Here is a 15227-nt window from a genome sequence, read left to right on the forward strand (position 1 = left end):
GTAATTGCTTGTCCCCATGTCGGCCTCCTCGCCTCAAAGTTAGGGGGCAAAGCGTCTACAAATCTAGGGGCACCTCACCAGGGAGGAAGCGCGCGCAGATCTGTTCGAGTACATCGAGGTGTTCTATAATCGAAAACGTCGCCACGGGTATCTTGGCAACGTAAGCCCAGCTGACTTCGAAAAGAGGTCAGATGGATCTTTTGAAACCGTCCACTGAAACGGGGTAAGACGAGGGAGTGCCGATAGGAAAGAGGCGTGTACGCAATATGCTGTACTCATCTGATGGGGGCTTCGAGCCCGGTGCGTATCATTACTCACGTAAATGGGCGGTGTCATTTATGATTGCATAAGTCACCATCCACAAACTCTTTGAACAAAGGTTGCGACACCGGGTGCACAGAGGTCTGATACTTCCGGCTCAAACATCTCGTGAGGCTGCGCGGAAAGCATCCAAGGGATAACGACCTGAGGGTTCACCCCCATATCGGCCATATATCGTGCGGTTAGCCGGTAGATTGGATCTTCGACTGGAAGCGCGTTGCCGTTGCCAGTGTAAATTTGGTGAAAACCGAGGCGGCTTGGCGAAGCCCAGAGCACGCGGCGTTCACCACCCATGAACACTAGTGGACAAGCTGAAAAGCAGTTCCCATAGATTGTGGTGGACAGGCCGCGGGTCCGAATTTCATAACCAGCAAGCAAGGCATCCCGAACGCTTCCGCCGCCGCTTCCCAGGGCAACTTCGGTGACTTCCGGGTTAGCGTCCAACTCGGCCTTCAACCGATCGAAGAATCCCGCTTCTATGTCGCCGTATACCAAGAGTGTCTGACCATTTAGATCAAAGGCTGCGTTTGGCTGTGCGCTCTCCATGAATAGATTTGCCGGTATCCCCATCTCGCCAACACAATCGAGATTCCAGACGTTTATCCTTTCATCCTGGCTCATGCTGAGGGCGCGCCGCGCGGCAATCGTCCAATTTTCCAATGAGATTGAGAACACAAGCAGGTCATGCGGATCACTAGTTGCATCTATAGGCGGATATTCCAGGGTTTCTATTTCCTTGATTGCCTCTACTTGCTCAAGCATCCGTCCAACTATCGCGCAAAGGTGCCTGTCAAACTGGTATCCATTGTAGGCGGTACCGGCCCATGATGTGCCGCCCACCTCAACTGCGTAGTCGAAGTATTCTTTGGACGATTGCTCAACGCGCTGGATTGCGGTTTCCCAGCTCGTTCCTTGGGCTACCGAAGCGGTGGAGATTAGAAGTTGTAAGACAAGAACACATACGAATTTCCCCATTCAGTTACGAAAGCAAAAACGATAGACCATTGCAACCAAGTGATAAGTCTAAGCAAAATCCAACAGGAGCAAAGTCCCGCACAGGGAGCCTTGAGCACGACTGAAATTACGCAACCGCAGCGAATGACCGGTCTGGTGAAGCTGCAGCGCGGCGCTTGATAAAGGGGTGAAGGTCGGGTTTGGGCCGTCCGGACGCACGCTGGCAACGAAAGTCAGGCGTTGCGCGGCGCATCTGAGTTTGACGATGTGTACAATAAAGCTAACGTTCCTTGGCGGATCTAAAATCGCCCAACCAGTCGGAATTATCTATGACAGATATCCTTTCCCGAGAAGCAGCCCAAGACTATTTCTCCCTGACCCTTCTTTCGTTCAACTACGGCATCATTGGCGAGTCTATCCTCCTCGAACGATTGGCAGTGCTTTCGTCCATTGGAAAGCAGACCGATGGAGCCACTGTCTTTGCAAACGAGATCTTGCAAGACAATGATCGGCCGCAAGGCCACAACGATTGGTCGGAGGATTGGCAGGAACGGGAAAGGTCAGAGATAAATGACAATAATGGCGAACGAATAACGGAGGGGCGATCAGATGACGACCCAGGCGATCCATTTTTGCATCTTGTAATAGCGGTTGGCGGAAATCGCTGGGAATTTCACCCCTTCGACGACGATTGGTTTCCGTCCGTTCCTCATGGCCACAAACTACCGGGTAGATCGACCGACAAGCTCGATCCCTACCTTGGTTGGATTTACGATAAGTCCAAGCAATCTGGCAGGTTGAAACGTAAGGCCATCATTGCACTCTGGAACGATGACCAGTTTCGCGAAACGGCAAACCGCGCGATTGATTACTACCTTTACAAGCACCCCCATTACAGAGGATGGCGTGTACCCAACCCGCGGCGACTTCCGCGACGCAGAAAAAGTTGATTTACGGTAGGTCTTAGCTAGGGCGACATGTGCATCAAGTTCAGTCAGGCCAGCAGAAAAGGCCTTAGATCGACGAAATTTCTGCACTGCGCATAAATGGCAGCTTCCGGGACCTGGGCGATAGCAAGTTGAACGGCAGCTAAGGGCCGAACCTATCGCTTCACGCAACACTGCTCCGCGCCATGACGGACATTCCATTGAAATCATGCTACGGTTCGAGAAATTTGCTGTCACAAAGAACGGCAGACGCATTCGCCGTTTGGGGGCGTTCATGAAACTTACCGAAGCGGAAATCCAAATCCTAGCATCTATCGCAGTACTTAAAGCGGACGGAAGAACAACCAGACAAAAGGACGTGGAAAAACGGAGCGAGGCGTACTGGACTTATAAGGAAGATTGGTCGGGTGCCTTTGATACCCTCATCGCAAAAGGCCTGATCGACACGGATGAGGCTGGCCTAATCCTGACCGAAATGGGACGGCCGCTTGCCGAAAAGTTCCATGACGAGCGGCCTGACCTATATTGGTATCAATATCAGAAATTTTACATTGCGGCCCATGCAAGCGATGCGCATTCTGAGCTTTGCAAGCGTGTATTTGGGATGGACCTTTGCCAGGATGGCCAGACGGATATGCCGTCGCTGATGAGACTTCTTGAATTGCTCAATCTACGACCTGGCGACGAGGTTCTCGATCTTGGCTGTGGAGCTGGTGTAATTGCCGAGTTTGTTTCCGATGAAATCGGCGCCGTAGTTACAGGGCTCGACTATTCACAAGCCGCGATCGACGCTGCAAACCTACGCACGCTTGAAAAGCGAAACAGGATTAGCTTCACCAGCGGTAATTTCAACGATCTCAATTTTCCCGACAAGAGCTTTGATGCGATCCTGTCGCTGGACACGCTCTACTGGGCTACTGATCTAAAGGATGTCACGGCTCGTTTAATCTCCATGCTCAAGCCCCAGGGACGTATGGGCGTGTTCATGAACCACCATATTGGCCCGACGGATCCGGTTGAGAGTTTGTCCATGGAACATGCCGATTTGGCAATTGCCTTGAACAGCCTTGGTCAACCTTATGAGAGCTTTGATTTCACCAATGAGATCAGAGAGTTCTGGATTAGAAACTGCGCAGCTGCCGAGGATCTTCTGGCGCGATACGAAAACGAAGGCAACGGTTTTATAGCCGAAGGTCTCATTCGAGAGTCGCGAGAAAGTTATCTACCTGACGTCCAAGCTGGACGTATAGCGCGATACTTATTCGTGATATCACGTCAATAGGATTGCAAAGGATGGGTTGTCGATCGTGCAACAGAGAAATGCTGCGCACTGCGCCAATGGCAGCTTTTGGCGGCCGGTGGGATGGCATATAACCACCCTCCAATGTCCGGATCGGGCCGGCCCTTAAGACGGTTCGAAGGTTGTCAGTTAAATGCAGCATAGCATCCGAAGTTCTGGTTGGGGCCATGCCTTCAGATGCTGCGTCTCGATTGAATGGTCGCTGTCAGTCACGGACTACGCAGTTGCTGCGTCAGAATAGGAAATCATCTGGCATAACCGGCCCAAACCCACCAATTATGTTGATGTCCTCCTGGGTTAATTTCCCGGCCGCGCCGACCACGGTAACCGACGAACCTGCCAAGCCCAGAAAAGTAATGACAGCGTCATCGCCATCGTCATTGATTTGCACCTGACCAACATACATTCCGTTGGTATCGAATGTAAAAGTATCAACGGCGCTGTTCCCATGGACTGTGTCGTGACCAAAGGGGCGGTCGATGTCGAAATGAAACTCGTCAGCGCCGCCGCCGCCCCGGAGGATGTCATTGCCGGTGCCGCCGTCTAAAAAATCATCCCCGGCCTGGCCAAATAGAGTGTCATTGCCAGCGCCGCCAAAGGCGATGTCATTACCGTTGCCAAGTTTAACTTCTTCACTTTTGTTCGAGCCGTAAAAACGATCTTCGCGAAAGGTCAGGACATAATTTTCAAAGCCCCTGATAACATGGCCGGTGGAGTTACCAAACAACCCGTTGACGCCGCTTGTTTGGGCCGCATCAAGTGTAATGCCATGGGGGTTTGAAAAAAGCGTAGCCAGGATCAACGTATCGCTGCCGCCACCTCCAATCAGGACCTGCGGAATACCCCCTGCATAGACCAAGTCGTTGCCACTGCCGGAATCTATGTACTCTACGCCTATCATGTCGCGAATCTCGTCGTCGCCAGAGCCGGTCAGGATCTTTTCAAAGCCAGTGATGCCTTGGAAGCCGCCAGCAACGTACCAGGAAAAAAGCACTTGTCGCCCCGACGCGGCACTCATATCTAGGGTGTCGTATCCTTCCGAACCGTCGAAGTAGTCAAACACGCTGGTGCGAAATCCCAGATCCGCGACGCTTTGATCAAGGATGAAAACATCGTCCCCTTCTCCGCCATGCATGTTGTCTTGACCTTCGGTGATGTACAACGTGTCATTGCCAATCCCGCCGATGACTGTATCGGAGCCGCTACCGCCAACAAGTGTATCATTTCCAGCGTCGCCAAAAATACTGACATGGGCAGCCCCCTCGCCGCTTATGAAATCATTGCCGTCGCCGCCGTAAAACAATCCACCTTGAGGGCTGCCATAAATGAAGTCGTTGCCGTCGCCGCCATAGATCGTATCTTCGCCGGCGTCGCCGTAAATCGTATCGTTTCCCTCGCCGGCGTCGACGAAATCTGCACCCGCGCCGGTGTAAACTATGTCATCCCCTCCACTGGATTTGATGGTGTCATCGCCGCCACCCGCGTGGATTTCATCGTCGCGAAAGGTCAGACCCAGCACCCATTGTCCGTTTTGAAATGTCCAACCATAGCTTATGTATCCAAAGATCTTCTCATCAGCGTCGGTGTAAAAATGCGATATTCTCATATTAAACTCCTTGTCGAAAAATCCCGTTCGTTGCCTGTCTAAGCCAACAGGCTAATTGACGGTCTCTCGGGGTTCATTGACTCAATTGCGCCAATATCCGTCGATCGAATAATAAATAAGGTCTTATACAGCATGATGGACACCTCATCCAAGGGATCTTCAGGTCCTTGTATGTTCGAAACCTAAAGTGTTTCTCGGCCATACTCATTCGAAGAACATTCTGCAGAATGGCCTGAGCCAGGAATTACCAGGGCGAGGAAGGCTTGAGAAAGGCAGCAACGTCTGACGGCAGTAAACAGAGCTTGCTGAGCCTGCTTCGAATTGTAGAATCGCGGACGCCGATCAGAATTAAGGCGGTCCTTGATAAAATGGGCCGCAACTGCTGCTAGTTCGCGTAGTCGCTTAAAATCCAAAATGCTGCGTTGTGCATGAGCGGCGTCTTTCACGAAATCGGCTAAGCAAATTTGAGCAGAGCTGGATGTCGGGTTTGGGCCGTGGGCGAAAGAAGGCAAATTGAAAGGATCTGGCCAAACCAAATTTAGGACGGAATCAAGACGAACGTTCACCACATTCGATTTGAATGTGAGCAAACCGTCAAGAATGAGCCACTTCAAACTTCGTTCGATAGTCGTGCCCAAATTGACTTTCCCGTGCCCGATTCAGATATTTGATATAAGTGGCAAAAACCGTCATCTCCCCAACTTGTCGATGCGATTGGGTAGTTTTTTGGGAAAACAGAAAAAGATCACTTTTGAGAAGTATATTTTTTGTGATCGTGCCTGAAAAGACATGGTGAAGCGACGCTGCAAATCTTAACAGAATCGACAGAATGGGAGACTCGTGTTACGGTTGCATCATACCTAAACGCATTTCTCGGGGGTTGCGATGGCTGTCCGCCCCACTGCACAGTTACTATCAGGGCTTTCCATAGGTGCTTCCATTCCAGTGAGCGCGATGACGTCGACTGGGGCAATAACTTCGGCGTTAGGTGTCGATTTAGACGGTCTGACGCTCATTCCCAAATCACTCGATGTCATCAAGAATATTTTCGAGAAAAGCCGCGCAGGCACGCCGGTTCTGCGGGTCGACGACCTTGTTGCGATGCGCATCGAGCTGCGAAATTGTTCAGTCGTGCCGGGATCGCCACCACTCATCAAAAAAACCGGAACCGGCAAGGGGCTGCTGATCCTGCATTTCCCGCCGCAAACCATTACGGAAGAGACTTTTTACGAACCTCCGCCGCCTGACATATCTGATCCCAAGGATGTTGATCCCGATCACCCCAGCCATCACAGTAAGCCAAAACCCGAGCCAAGCGATGCATCCGCTGATGAGCTGTTGCGAGAGCCACCGATCCGGGCGCGAAGTGCGGATGAGTCTCGGTTGGTTTTCGAGGTGCTGGCGGATTCGAAAATCGAATACTCGCTCGCCGGAATTCTTCAGGCCGTACAGGACCTCAAGCTGGTGGTGGCCGGAAACGCCAAACCCCGGGCAAAAAAGCCCGGGCTAATATTGCCGATCAAAGACTTGCTGAATCAGGTCGCTATAAACACGCTTTCGATCAAAAAGCGTGCGGCCTTGTCTGCCCACGTCGCGGCGTCTTTCCGGATGGTTGCGCGCGGTGCAAGTGATGTGTCGACCCTGCGGGCGCGGCAAGCCATATCAAACACTGATGTGCTGACAAACATTCCCGACAATGTAGGTGTTGGTATTGGCACTGTGCTGCAACCTGTAAACGGGCCCGAGCCTAAGAACCCGACGCCCAGCCAAACCTCGATCGAGATGCCCTGGCGGTTGATCCTGTCGCCCCACGCCGGTGCAGCTTGGCGACATACCACTGAGCCTGCCTACTCGCAGGCCACAGACCGGACAGAACTTTGGCATACCCGGATGGTTGTTCCAAGATCGGATGGCTCGCATATCAGGCCACCCTATCCCGACCCCAATCGCACAATTCGTGCGATCTGGGCCAGAAGCGGGACAGGGCTAGAGGCTGCAACCCCGCCGATGCAACGTGAATACCCCGGCGCCAATGATCTGCCCAATCCAAGCACAGTACCGTTCCGCCAGCCGCTTGACGATTTTGACCGGTTTCAGATTGTTCATCTGTCTTCGAATTTCGGCGCGGATAACTATCACCCCGAACCGATCGACACCAAATCGATGATGTTGTCGTCTTTGGGGGGGTGGTTGGACAGCCGAGGGGCCTGGGATCCAGTCGGCCTGTCGGTCGAGGAGTGGGTGCACCGCGCTGCGATGGCACGCGATCACTATGCAAAGGTCGTCTATCGTGGGTTTTTGTGCCCGTTTGGACACCGTGTTTCGCTGGTCAAGGTCACCGAACGGAAATTTCACAAGGACACTGACGGGGTGGCGCCTGATCTAAGCCAGAATGCATATCTGAGGCAGCGGTTTTTTATTGTTGTCCGGGAACATGTCCGACATTTCGACGACAGTGCGTTTCAGGCGACCGGGTCGATCGACGGGTCGGTGAACTATGCGCGGCAATTCCCGTTTGCCAAAGTGGAGATCCTGACAGATCAGACGCCCGACCTTGATGATCCGAAACACACCGAAGTCATCCTTGACAAGAAACAGCTGTTTTTCTGGCCCTATGTTGGCACAAACCCATTCAAGTTTCAGTGTGTGGCAACCGATCTGGATGATCGTCGCATCACCTTCGAGTTGCCGATGATCTTCATGGACAATACCATCGCCTGCCCGCGCAATTTGTTAAATAAGAAGCTGGTACCAGATTGGACCACAGCGCAAAACTATGCTGCCGACGCGGCCAGCGAATACAACACCAGTTTCCTGCACAATGTAGACCTTGATCTTCAGCAGCTGTCGCTTGCTACACCAGCCAATCCCGGTGACAGTGCGGTCGAAGCCCGGTCGGTTACGCTTAACATGGAATCCCCGGTGCGCCCAAGCGCCGGCGTTAATGCTGTCGCAAACCAAAGCCTGAGGGCTTATAGCAATCAACTTACGCGCCCGCTGTTTGTGCCCAAGGTGTTCCAGGTCGAGGCCAAACTTGGCCCCGTGGCTCACCTGACCGGGTCGGCGAAAACCAATAAGCTGCAGTGGAATGCGCAATATCTGCGGGTTGGGTTTAACACCAACACGGCTGCCGCTGAGGCTGATCGCAATATCGGTGAGGTCTTTGCCGACATTGTCCAGACCGGTAGCAATATGGGGCAATTGGACTTTTCGTCCCAGGGCGACAAGTCCGGTGGATTTCTGCAACCCAACATCAAACCACTGGCCCTGTCGCGTATTGCCGGGCCGATCATGTCCGACCCGATGGAATTCGCCAAGGGCATACAGGAGGCCGGTGCAGGCTTCCCGACCGCACCGTCGATCAACGATTTGCCGCTTCCCCTGCTTTTTGGGTGTATCCCGCTAGGAGAGCTTATAAAGGCTGTGGCCGATATCTCAGGCGAGCCGGAGAAAATTCCAAAATTTGCGTCCGAGGCGGGGACACAGGTTGAAACTTTCATCTCAACGTTGCTGCGCCTGTTTAGCCTTGCCATCGACTTGCCAAAAGGACCGCTTGGCGTCGCCAAAGGCGCGTTAGAGCAGCATTTCGCCAAAATCGAGGATCTGATCCAGCAAGGTCAGGTGGTGCCGCAGGAAATGCAGCAGGCCATCGATAAGCTCAATGAAATGCTGTCGCTGGTCGAGGCACTGCGCCTCAAGATCGAAGCCGCGGCGAATGTGGTTGTCGATGATATTGGCACGGATGCGAATTTCGTCAACGCACTTGCTGATATTCCAACGCTCAAGACCAGGATCATCGAACTGCTGGCGATTGTGAACGGCCCGCAGGGTAATCTGATCCCCGCAAATATCCGGCAGCAGATCATTGCGTTTGCCAATGGGCTGGATACCGTGTTGGAGGCGATCAAGGATGCCGAGGCGGTGTTTGACGCGGGCAAAGAGGTTTTTGAAAAACTGAACGATATAGTCGGCGATCCGTCCGATCTGGCTGACCTCTTTGAAGATCCCACCGATTTCGGCATAAAGCTGAATGCGTTGGGCACCGCTGTCGGGATGTTCCGCACCGCAATTGCCGATTTTGATCTGCTGCCCGAGGCGGTTCGGATGCCGATTGTCTCGGCGTTTGATGAGGTCGAAGATGTGCTGGTGATTGCCGGGCAGCTTTCCGAAATCTTGGGTGCATTGACCGGCGATGAATTGACCATCCGGTTCGATTGGAACCCCGAAATTGCCAACTGGCCCGATACGTCCACACCGCTGTTCCGCGCAAACGACAAAAAGGGGCTTGTGGTTGCGGTCGAGGGCAAAGTGAAAAAAAATGGCGCGTCCAGCCCGCAGATTTCGGTCAGCTGTTCGCTACGCAGTTTCGACCTAGTCCTGATCGCGCCTGCATCCTTCATCGAGCTGAATTTCGACAAAATCAGCTTTGCCATCGATAGCGCAGCGAAGATGGATGTCGACGTTGTTCTAAGTGACATCAAGTTTGTCGGCCCTCTCAGTTTCGTCGAAACACTGCGCGATCTGATCCCGCTCGACGGGTTTTCGGACCCTCCCTATCTGGACATCACGACCGAGGGCATACATGCGGGGTTCGACATCGCCCTGCCGACAGTTGCCGTTGGCGTTCTTAATATTTCGAACCTCAGCCTTGGCGCGGGTTTCACCGTGCCTTTCATCGGTCAGCCGCTTTCTGTCGGTTTCAATTTCTGCACTCGTGAACAACCGTTTTGCCTGACGGTTTACTGCTTTGGCGGGGGTGGGTTCTTTGGCATCACCATCGACCCGCAGGGCGTGCAGATCCTCGAAGCGGCGTTTGAATTCGGGGCGTCACTGTCAGTTGACTTCGGCGTCGCCTCGGGCGGGGTCGAGGTGATGGCCGGCATCTATTTCCGGATGGAGCAGGACGACGCGTCCCTGACCGGATATTTCCGTCTTGGTGGGCATGTGAATGTGTTGGGGCTGATCTCAGCCTCGCTCGAACTTTATCTAGAGCTGGAATATGAGTTTTCGTCTGGCAAGTGCACGGGCCGGGCATCCTTGACCATCGAAGTGTCGGTGCTGTTTTTCTCGGGCAGCGTTACCATCAAGTGTGAAAAGAAATTCGCTGGCTCCAATGGCGATCCAAGCCTGCGAGAGATGATGGGGCATCAGCCGGACTTGCCGCTTGAACAAGAACTTGTCGCTATCAGTGGTCCAGATGTGGACTACGGCTGGCGCGAATATGCCGAGGCATTTGCCTAAGGGAGGCGAGAGGATGGCGAAACAATTGATTGTCTGGACCGTTCTGCCCTTCGGCCGCGTGCGTGACGGTGAGCACAAAGGCAAATGGCGAGTTTCGGTCGTTGTGTCGCCCCGTCTGACGCCCGAGGCTGCGGGTGAACAGAAACTTGGTGCGTTTGAGGCCTGGCTGGATTGGCCAGGTAGTTTGGACGCGGCACAGTTTTCATTGCGTATCGGCATGGATGAGGTCGATCTTGAACGTGTCAGCAAGCCAGATGCTGGAATGTGGAAACAGTTCTTTGACGAAAACACGCCGGTAGCAGGATTTGTCTACAAGGATATGAGCACGGTTAACCTGCATTCTTATGCGGTGAAGAACGTCCTGTCCTTTGTGCGCGATCACTATGGGCGTCTTGCTACCGAGACTGGGGCAGAACACCCGAAACTGTTGCCCTGGTCCGAGGCCGATCCCAGTGTGAAAGGCATGCTGACCGGCGTTGGAACGCGGACCCAAACGATCACCTTTGGCGATCAGCAGATCGAAGTGCCATTGCCCGGATTTTCGCGATTTCACGACGGGACGATTGACGAAGAGCTGACGGGCAGCGTGTTCAACGGCAAATCCGTCTACCAGATGGATGTGGTTGCGCCGCAAGTAGAAGGCGACACCACGACGCCTGGGGTGTCTGCCAAACGGCCACTACGAGTCATGAAGTCGGACTGGCGCGACCCGCAATTTGCTGGCGGCGATGCGGGCGTGATGAGCAATTTTGCAAGCGCCGATGAATACACGTTTTATCAGGCGGATCGGTTTTATCGTCGCAGCAAGCCAACCGACGCCGAAAAGGAAAAATTGCGCCCGGATTTCAAGGATATCACGCCGCCACCCCCTGCACCCGATTATGATTTCCACCAAATCGTAGCGTCCTATTCCGACTATGGTGAATTGTTGCGGACGCTTGGGTTGGTGATTGATTTCGTTTTCGAAGACCCCGGCACAATCAGAGACCGAATTCAGCTTGGAAACGGAACCGGCGTTGGGCAGATGCAGCTTGGTGTTAAATGGGTTGCAGCGCCTCCGGGCGAGGATGCCCGCCCCCGTACCGCCTGGCTGGCACAGCGTGATCGGTTTGTGCCCAGGCCGCGCACCAACGATCATGCGGCTGGTCTTTTGCGGCTGGAAAGGTCCGATGACGGGTGGAGCACGACCAAAGATGACAAACCCGGCCTGTTTGATCTCTATCAGGTGGATCCGGATGGGGCGGCGCTGAAAACGGTAAATTATACGCTGACAGCACAAAACCTTATCACTAAAAGTCTGTCGTTGCGGCAAAAACACGGCGAGGTGACTTATACCACCGGCGACCGCCAACCTGTGGCCGCTCTGCGCAGCTCAGGCATCGGGGTGTCACAACATGGCCGCGCCGAAAAGCTGGCAAAGCTGGCCGCGGCGTCGGATCTGAAGAACACCGAGATTGTCAACGGCAACGCCAAGGATGTGGTGCTTTTCGCCGAGGATGTCCATCGCGGTCACCGGGTCGATGTCGCGCGGGTTCCCGACCTTGTTCAACCGGGGAAATGGCAAACCCTCTGCGCCCGTGACGGGACCTACCGGGCCCTGAAGCCTGATGTCGAGCTGAAGTTCGGATCAGACGAGGGATACGTTTCGGGATCGTCACTCAGTGGCGATATCAACGACCCGGGCGAGCAATACATGCATGAAAGCCTGTTTCGCTGGTCCGGGTGGTCGCTGGTGGCACCCCGGCCGGGCAAGACGATCAAGTCAGAAACAAATGACGACAACAACCTGCAGGCCGAGGTACCAGCAGACGTGGCGGATACGGCTGAGAATGGTAACGGGCTGTCCGCCATCTTCAAGGTGCAGAAGGGGACGTTGCCCCGCCTACGGTTTGGCAGCTTTTACCGAGTGAGGGCGCGCGATGTTGATCTGGCGGGCAACTCGCTGGCCCTGGATGACCCGTCGATTGAGCCATTGGAACAGGCCAGTGATGCGGTGGGCTATTGGCGGTTCGAACCTGTCGACCCTCCGGTTCTGGTGCAACGTGAACGGATTAGCGAGGGGGAGCAGGCCGAGCGTATGGTGATCCGGTCGAACTTTGACAAAACCACCGGAGAGTATCTTGAGACAGACGCGTTCAAGGATGCAATAGCCCTGCACGCATCGGCTGATTTCGCTTATACCAAAGAGAATGAGCGCCACGTAGTACCGCCCAAATCCTCGCAGCAGCAATGCGAGGTTCATGGTCTGTTTGATCCGTATCTGGGGGGTGACTGGCAGGATGCCAAGAAAGGCTATGAAGTAGCCGCGCGCGAGGCCGGATCGCTCTATGACCCGATACCGGGTAGCCAGATCGAACTGATCACACCGCAGGCAGTTGCAGATGTTGCCACAACCGCCGCGGTGCCGCCGGAATTGCCAAGCGCCGACAACCCGGTGGGGGACCGGATGGCAGGTGGGCAATACATCATTCACCGGCAAAAGCATGTCGAAACACCCTATCTGCCTGACGGGGCCGCGGGCGGCGTCGCAATCCGCGCCATACCCGGGCATAAGATATCCGGCATTTTTGACGGTATGGTTCTGGGCGATCATTGCCGGGTCGTTCAGTCTATTGATAACGATGACTTGATCATTCTGATCAAACATCGCCGCAATTGGCCCGCCTTGCAGGGGTTCCGTCTTGTTCTGGCCGAACGTGAAGAGGCGGACACCGATCTGCCCTGCAAAGTAAACTTCACCAACGACGGCAGGCCCGATTGGGATGAAGAAAATCGTGTGCTGACCCTGTACCTTGCTAAAGGACAGATATTGCGGTTGCTCTATTCCAGTCTGATCCACCCCGATTTTCTGCACCATTTCGGCATCCCGCGATGGGCCAAGTCAAACAAGGCCGCCGAGGCCTGCATGAAGGCCGCCGCAATGGGGGCGAATTGGCTGATGACGCCTTACCGCCGCCTGACGATGGTGCACGCCACGCAGCAACCAGTCTGCCTGCCCGAGTTGATCAAGATGACGCCAGGCCGAGGCGTAGGTGAACACAATGTCAAGCTCAATTGCCGTCTGGTTCGCCTTCATGGCCCATCGACCGGTAAGTTCGAGATCGAGGCGAGCTGGAAGGAATGGGTCGATGATATCAACCGGCCCGAACCGGAACGCATTGAATTCAGTGGGCAGCTGGGCGAGGTGCGTCTGGCTGAAAACCATGGCAACGAGTTTCCGTTGCACACCGCCGTCAGCAATCAACTGGCTGACCCCGAAGCGGTGCGGGGCGATGTTCATGAACTAAGCGACACACGGTTCAGGCTAATCCAGTACCGTGTCCGGGCGGCAACCCGTTTCCGCGAATACCTGCCACCGTCGATGTACGATCAGCGTGATCTGATCTCTCATCTCGGGCCGGTTGCAGAAGGAGAGGCCGTGGCCCTGCCGTCGGATGAGGATGCCGGAGCGCCGGTTTTGCGTGATAGCAGCGGCTCGACCCAGCAAAGCCTTGTTCGCTCAAGCGCCGCGCCTAAAGACCCTAAGCTGCTCTATGTCGTTCCGACCTTCAAGTGGAGCCGCACAAAAGCGACGGATAAGTACGAGGCTACCCGGCATGGCAATGGCCTGCGCATCTGGCTTGACCGACCGTGGTTTTCTTCGGGCGATGGGGAATTGCTGGGTGTCGTTCTGCACGGCAATAACGCCAATTTCAGCACCATCACCGACGACATGGAAAAGCTTGTCACACAGTGGGGCACCGATCCGCTTTGGGAAACCGCCAAACCCAAGAAAACCATTCGCGACCAGGATTTTCCAGCGCGGGTAACGGCCGAGACAATCCCGCTGCAGGAAAGATCGAACAATTCGCAGGTCCGTATCGTTGGACACAGGGTGCATTGGGATGGCGAGCGCGGGCTTTGGTTCTGCGATATAGAACTCAACCCGGGTGCCACATATATGCCGTTCGTGCGTCTGGCGTTGGTACGATATCAACCGAACGCGATTCCTGGGGCAAAGATTTCCAAGGTTGTATTGGCAGAGTTCAGCCAGATCCTGCCGCGGCGCCGGATTGTTGCCAAGAAAGATGCTACAAAGCTGGATGTGACGCTGCATGGCCCCGATCCGCAACGGGGCCCGCTGGATGCCACCCGGGATTCCGCATTCCAGAACGTCTCGTTCGTAAATGGCCCGTTTGAGACAGGCCGTAACCGGGTAGAACTGGTCTTGCAGGAGCAAAAAGATGGTATAAAAAGCGACCTGGGCTGGGAAGATAAGCAGGTTCTCAAACAGCATGTTGTTGGTGAAGAGGATGACCCGAACACCGGACCGGTTTTAACGGTACCGGGTCTTGGGACCACCGTGGTTGGAACCGGGGTTGGGCCTGCTACCGGCGTTTCTGGCACCGGGATCACGATTGGCGCAACCGGTGCAAACCCGTTTGGTCTTGGCCGCGAGGTGCGGCGCCGGGCGGGCGGTACCATTAATCTGCCTGGCTCAGTCAATCTGGGTATGTTGGCTTTGAACCCAGGCACATCAATCGGAACCATTGTTGCGGGCGACAGCGGGCAGTTGGCCGGTGCAGGGGGTCTCGGCGTGTTCGATCCGTTTATCAAAGACCCCGCCTTTTGGGAGGGAAAGGTCAAAATACCAACCGGTTCCGGGAAACGGCGAATTGTGCTGCGCGAGTTCGAACGCTTCTATTCCGACAATGTGGTGAACGAGAAGATAGGCACCAGCTTCTTTCCCCGGCGCATCATAGAAGAACGGTTGGTCTTCGCTGAAGTGATAGATTTTGACGCGCTCTGACATCAGCGTAGCGCCTTTCGCCAAAAAGCGATCAATATCTAATTTCAGCGAAAAGAAGCTCCATCCTCT

At 54.5% G+C, this 15227-nt stretch carries 6 protein-coding genes and 1 pseudogene; 5 read left to right on the forward strand and 2 right to left on the reverse strand.

Annotated elements, in window-relative coordinates:
• Positions 1-76: 76 nt before the first annotated feature.
• Positions 77-217: pseudogene (locus tag LC334_RS21515) on the forward strand (IS3 family transposase); the annotation flags it as partial.
• Between the two features lie 134 nt (positions 218-351).
• On the opposite strand, the gene LC334_RS21520 reads toward LC334_RS21515, so the two are convergent.
• Positions 352-1296, reverse strand: coding sequence for a COG3904 family protein (locus tag LC334_RS21520; protein WP_085801979.1), 945 nt, complete (start codon positions 1294-1296; stop codon positions 352-354).
• 308 nt (positions 1297-1604) lie between these two features.
• Here LC334_RS21520 and LC334_RS21525 point away from each other — a divergent pair, with 308 nt between their 5' ends.
• Both LC334_RS21525 and LC334_RS21530 read left to right on the forward strand, forming a co-directional pair.
• The gene (locus LC334_RS21525) at positions 1605-2225 is read left to right on the forward strand and encodes a hypothetical protein (RefSeq protein WP_085801980.1); all 621 of its coding nucleotides are present in this window, start codon (positions 1605-1607) and stop codon (positions 2223-2225) included.
• Positions 2226-2496: 271 nt separating this feature from the next.
• Entirely contained in the window at positions 2497-3504 is a 1008-nt protein-coding gene (locus LC334_RS21530; RefSeq protein ID WP_176237759.1) for a class I SAM-dependent methyltransferase, read from the forward strand.
• 250 nt (positions 3505-3754) lie between these two features.
• Here LC334_RS21530 and LC334_RS21535 read toward each other — a convergent pair whose 3' ends face one another.
• Entirely contained in the window at positions 3755-5128 is a 1374-nt protein-coding gene (locus tag LC334_RS21535) for a calcium-binding protein (protein ID WP_085801982.1), read from the reverse strand.
• 885 nt (positions 5129-6013) lie between these two features.
• On the opposite strand from LC334_RS21535, the gene LC334_RS21540 reads away from it, so the two are divergent.
• Together LC334_RS21540 and LC334_RS21545 are read left to right on the forward strand one after the other, a co-directional pair.
• A complete protein-coding gene (locus tag LC334_RS21540) occupies positions 6014-10369 on the forward strand; it encodes a hypothetical protein (RefSeq protein WP_139836507.1) in 4356 nt (1451 codons plus the stop codon).
• Between the two features lie 13 nt (positions 10370-10382).
• Positions 10383-15158, forward strand: a complete 4776-nt coding sequence (locus tag LC334_RS21545; RefSeq protein WP_085801984.1) for a hypothetical protein — start codon at positions 10383-10385, stop codon at positions 15156-15158.
• Positions 15159-15227: the final 69 nt, after the last annotated feature.

Source organism: Roseovarius aestuarii, from assembly GCF_019966515.1.
GTDB lineage: Bacteria > Pseudomonadota > Alphaproteobacteria > Rhodobacterales > Rhodobacteraceae > Roseovarius > Roseovarius aestuarii.

Bases quoted from the DNA above. Each gene is read 5' to 3' on its own strand.
- LC334_RS21530 (WP_176237759.1), top strand. From the start codon at position 2,497: ATGAAACTTACCGAAGCGGAAATCCAAATCCTAGCATCTATCGCAGTA.
- LC334_RS21535 (WP_085801982.1), bottom strand. From the start codon at position 5,128: ATGAGAATATCGCATTTTTACACCGACGCTGATGAGAAGATCTTTGGA.
- LC334_RS21545 (WP_085801984.1), top strand. From the start codon at position 10,383: ATGGCGAAACAATTGATTGTCTGGACCGTTCTGCCCTTCGGCCGCGTG.
- LC334_RS21525 (WP_085801980.1), top strand. From the start codon at position 1,605: ATGACAGATATCCTTTCCCGAGAAGCAGCCCAAGACTATTTCTCCCTG.
- LC334_RS21540 (WP_139836507.1), top strand. From the start codon at position 6,014: ATGGCTGTCCGCCCCACTGCACAGTTACTATCAGGGCTTTCCATAGGT.
- LC334_RS21520 (WP_085801979.1), bottom strand. From the start codon at position 1,296: ATGGGGAAATTCGTATGTGTTCTTGTCTTACAACTTCTAATCTCCACC.